This window comes from Actinoplanes sp. NPDC023936 (assembly GCF_040639325.1).
Lineage (GTDB): Bacteria > Actinomycetota > Actinomycetes > Mycobacteriales > Micromonosporaceae > Actinoplanes.
Genome location: NZ_JBEZZR010000040.1, coordinates 61,330 through 68,450 on the forward strand (window position 1 = coordinate 61,330; position 7,121 = coordinate 68,450).

Sequence of the window (7,121 nt, forward strand, 5' to 3'; positions counted from 1 at the left end):
CGACCCGCGACGCCGCCAGACTATTTCATTGGCGGTCGCCGCAGAAGCAGCGACCTGACTAGGAGCCGCGAAGCGGGCCACCCCGTATACAACCGAGAATGACCCGATTCTGACATGGGCTCATTTCAGATGGGCTAAAAACAGCCAGGAGTACGTGCCGAACCAGCCATAAGTTCGATCCATTACCGCTTGCATATCGCAATCAGTCAGCCCTCCCCGCATGACGACGCCGTCGTTGCGGGTGACGGTCACGGTGTTCCGCTAGACGGTGACGGCGCTGGGTGCCGCGTGGTGGGACTCGCCGCCGGGCAGGCGCGCGGCGATGACGAAGACGAGCAGGCCGGCGAGGGTCAGGGCGGAGGCGGCCCAGAGCGGCGCGGTGTAGCCGAGGCCGGCCGCCAGGGTGAGGCCGCCGATCCAGGCGCCGAACGCGTTGCCGACGTTGAACGCGGCGATGTTCGCGCCGGAGGCGAGCGTGGGCGCGCCCTGGGCGTGTCCGAGGATGCGCATCTGCAGGCCGGGGACCGTCGCGAAGCCGAACCCGCCCATCAGGATCAGGCCGGCGACTGTCGCGATCTGGCTGCCGGCGGTCGCGGCGAAGACGGCCAGGACCACCGCCAGCCCGGCGAGCAGGGCGACGAGCGTACCCCCGAGGTTCTTGTCCGCGGCCTTGCCGCCGGCGATGTTGCCGGCGAAAAGGCCGACCCCGAAGAGCACGAGCAGCCACGGTACGGTCGATGCGGCGAACCCGCTGACTCCGGTGAGGGTGTAGGCGATGTAACTGAAGGCGCCGAACATGCCGCCGTACCCGAGCACCGTGACGATCATGGAAAGCCAGACCTGGCGGTTCGCGAAGATCCGCCACTCGCTGCCGGCCGAGCGCTCGGCTGCCGGGGTGGCCGGGGTGAGCAGCGCGATGCCGGCGAACGCGATCACACCGACCGCGGCGATCGCCCAGAACGTGGCACGCCAGCCGGCGGCCTGTCCGAGGAAGGTGCCGAGCGGCACGCCGAGGACGTTCGCGATGGTCAGGCCGGCGAACATGATGGAGATCGCGGCGGCTTTGCGGTGTGCCGGCACGAGATCGGCGGCGACCACCGAGCCGATGCCGAAGAAGGCCCCGTGGCAGAGCGCCGCGAGGATCCGGCCGAGCAGCATCAGCTCGTAGTTCGCGGCGACCGCGGAGAGCAGGTTGCCGACGATGAACAAAATCATCAGGCCGAGCAGCGCCTTCTTCCGGTCGACCCGGCCGAGGGCGGCGGTCAGCACGATCGCGCCGACCGCGACGGAGAGCGCGTATCCGGAGATCAGATATCCGGCGACGGCCTCGGTCACGCTGAAGTCGGCGGCGACCTCGGGCAGCAGTCCGGCGATGACGAATTCGGTCAGCCCGATCCCGAACCCGCCGATGGCGAGCGCGTAGAGCGCGATGGGCATGGTGGTGTTCTCCTTCTAGAGCTCTTCGTCGTGCTCGTTCTTGCCGTGCAGTGCTTCTGCTTTGCCGTGCCTTCTTGCCTTGCAGTGCTCTTGCTTTGCCGTGCCTTTTTGCCTTGCAGGCGCAGATAGGCCGCGCGTGCAACGACTTGGCGATAGTTGCACGCGCGCTATATCGGCGCAAGTCTCCTACCGGCGTCGGGCGGTGTATCGTGGGCCACGTGGGGATCCGCGATGACGCCGTCGAGGTGCGGGCGCAGGGGTGGCGCCGGCTCGCCGCGCTGCACGGCCTGATCGAGACCGAGCTGGAGCGCCGCCTCCAGGCCGAGCACCAGCTCTCCGTCGTGGAGTACACGGTGCTCGACGCGCTGAGCCGGCAGGACGGCTGGCACATGCGGATGCGCCAGCTGGCCCGGGCCGCCGCGCTCTCCAGCAGCGCCACCACCCGGCTGGTCACCCGGCTGGAAGACCGCGGGCTGCTGACCCGGATCCTCTGCGCCGACGACCGGCGCGGCATCTACACCGAGCTCACGCCGGCCGGGCAGGCGCTGCTCGGCCGGGCCCGGCCCACCCACGACCAGGCGCTGACCGAGTCGCTGGCGGAGGCGACGAGGCAGCCCGAGCTCGAAGGGCTCGTCGCGTTCCTGCAGGCGTGAAAACTGTCGTACCTCTGTTCTAGGCTGCCCGCATGACCGAGACGTTCGCCAGCCGTGACGAGTTCGACCAGGCCGTGGCCGAGGCGCGCCGGGCCGCGCGGACCTATTACGACAGCGGCGACGTGCTGATGACCGACGCCGACTACGACGTCCTCGCCGGCCGGATCGCCGCGGCCACCGCCACCCACCCGGAGTGGGACGACCAGGGCGTGACCACCGCGGTGGCCGCCGGTTCCTCGGCCGGTGGCGACGTGCGGCACCCCACGCCGATGCTCTCCCTCGACAAGATCACCACGCCGGAGGAGGTGGCCGACTTCGTCGCCACGCTCGGCGGCGACGGCTGTCTGGTCGAGGTGAAACTCGACGGCCTGGCGATCCGCGCGGAATACGTGTCGGGCGCCCTCACGCTGGCCGCGCTGCGCGGCGACGGCAGCACCGGGGAGGGCGTCACCGGCCAGGTCCGGCGCGGCATCGCCGGTCTGCCTGTCACGCTCGGCAGCGACTGGACCGGCGAGGTGCGCGGCGAGGTCTACATGACGGTCGCCGACTTCGAGGCCTCCAGCGCCAACCGGGTCGCGGCCGGCGGCAAGGCGTTCGTCAACTCGCGGGGCGCGGTCGCCGGCGCGATCCGCAGCGTGGACCGGGTCTACGAGTGCCCGATGACCTTCGCGGCCTACGAGATCAGCGGCGACTTCGACACTCATCTGGAGCGGATGGCGTTCGCCGCGACGCTCGGCTTCCCGGCCGCCTGCGGCCTGATCCCGGCGGTCGCGGGCGAGCGCCACACCGCCGAGGAGGTCACCGCCGCGATCGACGAGATCGGCGCCCACCGTGACGACCTCGATTTCCCGATCGACGGCGCGGTGATCAAGGCGAACCGGGACAGCACCCGCCGCCGGCTGGGCCTGGCGAGCCGCACACCCTACTGGGCGACCGCCTTCAAGTACCCGCCGGACACCGCCGCCACCGTGCTGCGCGACATCGAGGTGCGCGTCGGCCGGACCGGGCGGATCACGCTGCGCGCGGTCATCGACCCGGTCTACGTGGCCGGCACCACCGTGACCAGGGCGACCCTGCACAACCCGCAGTGGGTGCTCGACCAGGGTCTCGCGATCGGCCAGACCGTCGCGGTGTGGCGGGCCGGCGACGTGATCCCGCGGGTGACCACCCCGATCGGCGAGCAGCCGCACGGCCTGATCCCGTGGGCGCCGCCCGAGGGCTGCCCGCAGTGCGGCGAGCCGTGGGACAAGTCGAGCCTGCTGTGGCGCTGCCACACCCCGTCCTGCTCCCTGGTCGGCGCCGTGACCTACGCCGCGAGCCGTGACTGCCTCGACGTCGACGGCCTCGGCGAGGAGATCGTGATCGCCCTGGTCGAGTCCGGTCTGGTCCGCGACCTGGCCGACCTTTTCGCGCTGACCGCCGAGCAGTTCGCGACGACCCGCACCGGCGACGGCAACCGCCAGGTCGGCGCCTCGACCGCGGCGCGCATCATGGCCGGTCTGGAGCAGGCCCGCCAGCAGCCGTTCAACCGGGTCATCACCGCCCTCGGCATCCGGATGACCGGCCGCTCGGTCGGCCGCTGGCTGGCGTCCCGTTTCAAGACGATGGACGCGCTGCGCGCCGCGACGGTCGAGGAGATCGCCGAGATCGACAAGATGGGCCTGATCAAGGCCCAGCACGTGGTCGACGGCCTGGCCGCGATGTCCGGCGTCATCGACCGGCTGGCCGCCCACGGCCTGGCCATGGCCGTCGCCGACGACGGCGCCCCGAAACCGCTGGCCGGCCAGGTCTACGTGGTGAGCGGCAGCGTCCCCGGTTACACCCGCACCACGGTGAGCGAGCGCATCGAGGCCCTGGGCGGCACCGCCAGCGGCAGCGTCTCGGCGAAGACGACGGCCCTGGTCACCGCCGAGACCGGCACGAGCAAGGCGAAGAAGGCCGCCCAGCTCGGCATCCCGGTCCTGGACCCGGAGGAGTTCGCCCGCATGCTCGCCTGACCCGGCTCCCGCTTCCACTCCCGGCCCCCGGCCCCCGGCCCCGGCTCCCGGGCCGCCGGCTCCGTTCCCGGCCACCGGCCCCCGGGCCGCCGACTCCGTTCCCGGCCACCGGCCCCCGGGCCGCCGACTCCGTTGCCGGCCCGCGGCCCGCGCCCCGCCCCCGCTCCTGGCGCTCAGGTGGCGGGTTCGGGATCTGACCTCGTCCGGAAGCCGGGGCCTGGGGTGATCTCCATTTCGGCCGCCGGGACGTGGTGGTCGTGCTCGCAGCGGACCTGGACGGAGAGTGCGGCGCCGCAGCCGCGGTGACGGTTGACGATGGCCGGGCCGGTCGGGTCGGCGCGGTACTTGTCGCCCCATTGCAGCAGCCCCAGCACCGCCGGAACCAGGTCGTTCCCCTTGGCGGTGACGACGTATCGGTATCGGCTGCGGGCGCCCTCCGCCTGGTAGGCCTCGGTGGCGAGGATGCCGTTGTCGACGAGCTTGCGCAGTCGCTCGGCGAGCAGGTTGCGCGGGCATCCGAGCATCTGGTGCAGGTCACTGAAGCGGGACACGCCGTACCAGATCTCTCGCAGGACCAGCAGGGTCCACTTCTCCCCCACGAGCTCCAGGGTGCGGGCGATCGAGCAGTTCGTGGTGTCCCGATCGAGACGCGGCTCGGTGGTCATGTCCATGGCACCCATCCTACCGGCTAGGTTTACTTTTTATACTCAGGTCGCCGGGATGGCCGCCGATACGACAACCGCCACCGCCGAGGTGGGCAGAATTCGAGAAGGAGAAGCGATGAAGGCATTCGTGGTCGACCACTACGGCGACGCCGGCACCGTGCAGGCCCGCGACGTGCCGGACCCGGTCGTCGGCGAGGACGACGTGCTGGTCCGGATCCACGCGGCCAGCGTCAACCCACTCGACCTCAAGATCCGGTCCGGGGACCTGAAGGCGATCCTGCCGTACCGGGCGCCGTTCGTCCTCGGCAACGACCTCGCCGGCACCGTCGTCGCCGCCGGTTCCCGCGTCACCCGGTTCACGGTCGGCGACGAGGTCTACGCCCGCCCGAACCAGAACCGGATCGGCGCGTTCGCCGAGCTCATCGCGATGCACCAGGACGATGTGGCGGCCAAACCGGCCACCCTCACCATGACCGAGGCGGCCTCCATCCCGCTGGTCGGCCTGACCGCCTGGCAGGCCCTGGTCGAGCGGGCGAACCTGCGGCCGGGTCAGAAGGTTCTCATCCACGCCGGTGCCGGCGGTGTCGGGACCATCGCCATCCAGCTGGCGAAACACCTCGGCGCCCAGGTGGCAACGACCGCGAGCAGCGCGAAGACCGATCTGGTACGGACCCTGGGCGCCGACGTCGTCATCGACTACACGAAGCAGCCGTTCGCGACGGTCCTGCGCGACTACGACGTCGTGCTCGACACCGTCGGCGGCGACACCCTGGACCAGTCGCTGCGGGTGCTCAAGCCGGGCGGCATCGTGGTCAGTGTCGCCGGACCGCCCGACCCCGCCTTCGCCCGGCAGGCCGGCGCCAACCCCGTGGTGCGGCTGGCGATCGCCGCGCTGAGTTTCCGGATCCGGCGGCGCGCCCGCCGGCTCGGTGTCCGGTACTCGTACCTGTTCATGCGGGCCAGCGGCGACCAGCTCCGCGAGATCACCACCCTGATCGACGCCGGGACGATCCGGCCGTCCGTGGACCGGGCCTTCGACTTCGCGTCGACCCGCGAAGCCCTGGCCTACGTCGAGGAGGGACGCGCCAAAGCCGGCAAGGTCGTCATCCGGATGGACGCCGCATGACGACGCAGCCCGGTCCCGGCAGTGGTGCAGCAGCGGCGCGCGCCACCCTGGGCCTGATCATCGCCGAGGGCACCAGCCGTCCACGGGCGGGCAGGGATGCCTCAACACGCCCGGCGTCTACACCCCCGAACACGTCGCGGGCTGGCGCCCGGTCGCCGACGCCGTCCCCGAACGCGACGGCACGCTCTTCATTCAGCTCATGCACTGGGCCGAATGTCGTACCCGGACAACACCCCGCATCACCGTCGACCCCTCGTCCCGTCGGTGATCTCCGCCGACCAGGACCCGACCAGCTGGTCGTCAGCGCTGTGCCGCCCGGAGCATTGCCGCGCCTGAGCACTCACGGGCAGCCGGACCAGCGGTCGTGAGTGCCGTCTCGGGCTGGTGTGGATCGTGGAAGAGCGTGGTCCGCCTGGCGCTCAGTGCTGACCCTGCTGGTTGATTGAGGAACACTGCCTGCGGAAACGTGGGCGCGGCCGCCGCTGACCACTCGCCAAGCCGCCCTCGGGGCCGGCGGAGCGTAGGCCAGAGCGGCTATCCCCTTGATCACATGCCTGAGCTACGGCCCGGCGACGCCAGCCGTAGACCAGAGCGGTTATCCGGGCTTGATCACATGTGTGAGCTACGGCCGGGACGGCGCGTTCCAAGATCGGGGGATGCCACCTCGCGACAGCCGTTTAGGCCGAATATCTGCTGGTAGCGGAGTTTTAGCCAGCAGGGACAGTGCTCTCCCCGCCGGACCGGCGAGAACACTGACCGGCAGCCGAACAAGACGAGCTGGTCACCAGCGCTGCCGGATACCGGCTTCGAGAGCACTGAGCGCCAGCCCGCCCGCACCGCTCCACGATCGACAACCGGGCGGCGCCCCCTCACGTCCCTACCGGGCGACGTCTCGTCAATTAGCCAGCAAGGTCACCGCTGGGTGGGCTCGGTAGGCCCCGGTGTGCCCGGTGGGCTCGCTAATTCCGACAGCCCGGTGTGACCGGTGGGCTTGCTGATTCCGACAGCCCCGGTGTTCCCGGTGGGCTTGCTGATTCCGACAGCCCCGGTGTTCCCGGTGGGCGCGGCGAGCCTCATGGCCCGGTGAGCCCGATGGGGGTCGGGGCGGAGAGAGACGATCTCTCCGCCCCCGGCAGTGCTGCCGGACCAGTGCTGCCGGACCAGTGCTGCCGGACCAGTGCTGCCGGACCAGTGCTGCCGGACCAGTGCTGCCGGACCAGTGCTGCCGGACCAGTGCTGCCGG

General features: G+C 70.9%; 6 protein-coding genes. 3 read left to right on the forward strand and 3 right to left on the reverse strand.

The annotated features are described in order from the left end of the window. Positions 1–120: 120 nt before the first annotated feature. Positions 121–252 carry a hypothetical protein gene (locus AB0F72_RS34915; protein WP_360440797.1) on the reverse strand — a complete coding sequence of 44 codons (132 nt, stop codon included), beginning with the start codon at positions 250–252 and terminating at the stop codon, positions 121–123. Between the two features lie 9 nt (positions 253–261). Further along, entirely contained in the window at positions 262–1,437 is a 1,176-nt protein-coding gene (locus AB0F72_RS34920; protein ID WP_360440800.1) for an MFS transporter, read from the reverse strand. A gap of 218 nt (positions 1,438–1,655) precedes the next feature. Between AB0F72_RS34920 and AB0F72_RS34925 the strand changes: the two genes are divergently transcribed. After that, positions 1,656–2,090, forward strand: a complete 435-nt coding sequence (locus tag AB0F72_RS34925) for a MarR family transcriptional regulator (protein WP_360440803.1) — start codon at positions 1,656–1,658, stop codon at positions 2,088–2,090. 32 nt (positions 2,091–2,122) lie between these two features. Beyond that, positions 2,123–4,087, forward strand: coding sequence for an NAD-dependent DNA ligase LigA (ligA, locus tag AB0F72_RS34930; RefSeq protein ID WP_360440806.1), 1,965 nt, complete (start codon positions 2,123–2,125; stop codon positions 4,085–4,087). Between the two features lie 173 nt (positions 4,088–4,260). On the opposite strand, the gene AB0F72_RS34935 is transcribed toward ligA, so the two are convergent. Beyond that, positions 4,261–4,758: a helix-turn-helix domain-containing protein gene (locus tag AB0F72_RS34935; RefSeq protein ID WP_360440809.1), complete on the reverse strand. Its 498-nt coding sequence runs from the start codon at positions 4,756–4,758 to the stop codon at positions 4,261–4,263. A gap of 109 nt (positions 4,759–4,867) precedes the next feature. Here AB0F72_RS34935 and AB0F72_RS34940 point away from each other — a divergent pair, with 109 nt between their 5' ends. Then, positions 4,868–5,878, forward strand: coding sequence for an NADP-dependent oxidoreductase (locus AB0F72_RS34940; RefSeq protein ID WP_360440812.1), 1,011 nt, complete (start codon positions 4,868–4,870; stop codon positions 5,876–5,878). Positions 5,879–7,121: the final 1,243 nt, after the last annotated feature.

Bases quoted from the DNA above. Each gene is read 5' to 3' on its own strand.
- AB0F72_RS34920 (WP_360440800.1), bottom strand. From the start codon at position 1,437: ATGCCCATCGCGCTCTACGCGCTCGCCATCGGCGGGTTCGGGATCGGG.
- ligA (WP_360440806.1), top strand. From the start codon at position 2,123: ATGACCGAGACGTTCGCCAGCCGTGACGAGTTCGACCAGGCCGTGGCC.
- AB0F72_RS34935 (WP_360440809.1), bottom strand. From the start codon at position 4,758: ATGGACATGACCACCGAGCCGCGTCTCGATCGGGACACCACGAACTGC.
- AB0F72_RS34940 (WP_360440812.1), top strand. From the start codon at position 4,868: ATGAAGGCATTCGTGGTCGACCACTACGGCGACGCCGGCACCGTGCAG.